Origin of the sequence: Halobacillus sp. BBL2006 (assembly GCF_000786645.1) — a bacterium.
Taxonomy (GTDB): domain Bacteria; phylum Bacillota; class Bacilli; order Bacillales; family Halobacillaceae; genus Halobacillus.
Genome location: NZ_JRNX01000733.1, coordinates 1 through 2,278, shown reverse-complemented (window position 1 = coordinate 2,278; position 2,278 = coordinate 1). Strand labels below are relative to the sequence as shown.

2 protein-coding genes are annotated in these 2,278 nt (G+C 43.8%); both read left to right on the top strand.

The annotated features are described in order from the left end of the window. The first annotated feature begins 95 nt into the window (after positions 1 to 95). Complete coding sequence (locus LD39_RS19010) at positions 96 to 1,286, top strand: PDZ domain-containing protein (RefSeq protein ID WP_052158957.1); 1,191 nt, start codon at positions 96 to 98, stop codon at positions 1,284 to 1,286. 83 nt (positions 1,287 to 1,369) lie between these two features. Next, positions 1,370 to 2,017 carry a methanogen output domain 1-containing protein gene (locus LD39_RS19005; RefSeq protein ID WP_035551835.1) on the top strand — a complete coding sequence of 216 codons (648 nt, stop codon included), beginning with the start codon at positions 1,370 to 1,372 and terminating at the stop codon, positions 2,015 to 2,017. Positions 2,018 to 2,278 lie beyond the last annotated feature (261 nt).

Below are 2,278 nucleotides of genomic sequence, written 5' to 3'. Positions count from 1 at the left end.
GGATAAAAAGCCATCCACTACATCGCTTGTCTTATGCTTGTCGGGACTCCCAAGGCGCTTGCGCTTTTGTTCTGAATATCGAAAGGAGAATCATTTTGGATGTCTGGTTTTTGGAATTAGCCAAAGCGCTGGGACGGATGTTCACCCAGCCTTTTTTATACATAGCTGTTGGTATGGTTTTATTACTGTCACAACGGAGACTCAAACAGGAACGAAAGTCTTTCGGAATCCGTATATTTGATCGGTTTTCAGAATGGAAAGGAACAATAGGGACGTCGGTGATTGCTGGACTGTGCTTATCTGTTTTTTCAATTGGTGCCGGTCTAGAGCTTTCTTTTCCTTTCTTGATGTTGCTATCAGCAGTATTGCTGCTTGTCTCTGTACCAATGAAATTAAACTGGTATTCCGCCGCGTATACGTTAGGGATCACTTATTTGGTCCTGCTCGTTCTTCCATACTTACCTGAGAATACGCTTTTTGAGTCATGGATAACCACTCTTGAGGATACTCCGCTTACGTCAATAGCGATCATATTGACAGTGATGCTGTTTGTAGAATCTATCCTGCTACTGCGCACTTCCCCAGATCAAACATTTCCGGAACGCGTGAAGGGTAGCCGGGGAATGTGGGTTGGTCAGCATCGCAGCAGGAAAATGGCCATTGTCCCTTTTATAGCTCTATTTCCAGCAGGTGACATCGAGACGTTCGCCTCCTGGTGGCCACTCCTTGATCTTGGAGGAGAAAATTTTGGCTTGATCGTCGTTCCGTTTGTAACGGGTTGGGAGTGGATTGCTAAAGGCCAGTCCCCGGAAACAGCAGCAAAAACAATGGGACGTCACACTTTTTTGATGGCCCTTATTGTGCTGATCTTTGTGATAGGAAGCTTCTTCATTCCGGCTCTCTCTTTAGCAGCTGTCGTCATTAGTTTACTAGGAAGAGAATTAATTCATGTTCTTCATCGCATGCGGGAAGAACGGCCTTCCTTTTTCTCATCTAATCCTAAAGGCCTTCGTATTTTAGGTGTCATACCAGGAAGCCCAGCAGCACAAATGGGGCTCATTCCTGGGGAGCTGATTGAACGAGTGAATACCCGCAAAGTCCGTACGGAAAATCAGTTTTACGAAGCACTCCAATTGAATGGAGGATTTAATAAAATTGAAGTTCGGGACAAATGGGGAGAAAACCGCTATGTCCAGAGAGCCCTCTATGAAGGAGAACACTTTGAACTGGGGCTAGTTTTCGTAGAGCCCCCTATTCACGAAACAACGGTTGGATTTTTTGGTTGATATTGGTAATTTATCTGATAATTCTATCAATTAGCAAGCGGTAGGTATATAATGAAAGTATTATGGACGGGAGGGTAATTAGCATGCAATCGTCATTAAGTGGAACTTTATTTCTATCTAAACTAATTACTCAATATGCTCATTTACATGAACGGACAGTCGGAAAACATGCAGAAGAATATATACGTCAGCTGGGAATTCGTACAGGAGAGTGGATCGAGACGTTTTACAGCGAAAAAAGTGAAAAGTGGTCTGTAGACCGTTATGCTCAAGTGATTGTAGATATAAAGAATTCAATCGGCGGTCATTTCCGTATTTCAGAAGTGCATCCTGACCGGGTCATCGTTAAAGCGGAAGGTTGTCCTTTTGGTGAAGTTGTCAAAGACGCTCCCCACCTTTGTATGATGACATCAAGTGTATTTGGCGGCATTGCTGCAAGAAGGATGGGATATGGAAAGGTAAATTTGAGAAAACGTATTGCTAAAGGTGATGCAGGCTGTGAAGTAGCGATATATTTTCAGCCAACCGATGAAGAAGAAGGAGTCGTTTACGAAAACTTACCAATCACTCCTGACAACGGCAATCCGTTTATTTGGGACGAGGAAGCGGTTGAAGCGTTAGGTGAAGAATTGAGAAAAAGTGATGAGATGGTCGTCAAGCTGCTCGATGAGCTGGAATCGTTAAAACAAGAAGTGGATACGTTACGGAGTCAAACGAATATACGAACTTGACTGGAAAAAGAGGCTGGGACAAAACTGAATGAAACGCAAAAATTCCGAACGATTTGTTGAAATCAGTTCGGAATTTTTGTGTGCCAATAAAAGAGTGAATGACCGCTCCGTCAAAACACTTCGCTTTCCACGGCACGGCCTCAGCTTCCTCGGAAAGAAAGAAAACGCTTTCCTACGGGATCTTCAGCTCGCGCTGTTCCCGTAGGAGCTCCGTGTTTTGTCTACGCTAAGAATCTGCGTTGATTTCATACAAGTTTTCAA

Coding starts and splice junctions, on each gene's coding strand:
- LD39_RS19005 (WP_035551835.1), top strand. CDS start 1,370: ATGCAATCGTCATTAAGTGGAACTTTATTTCTATCTAAACTAATTACT.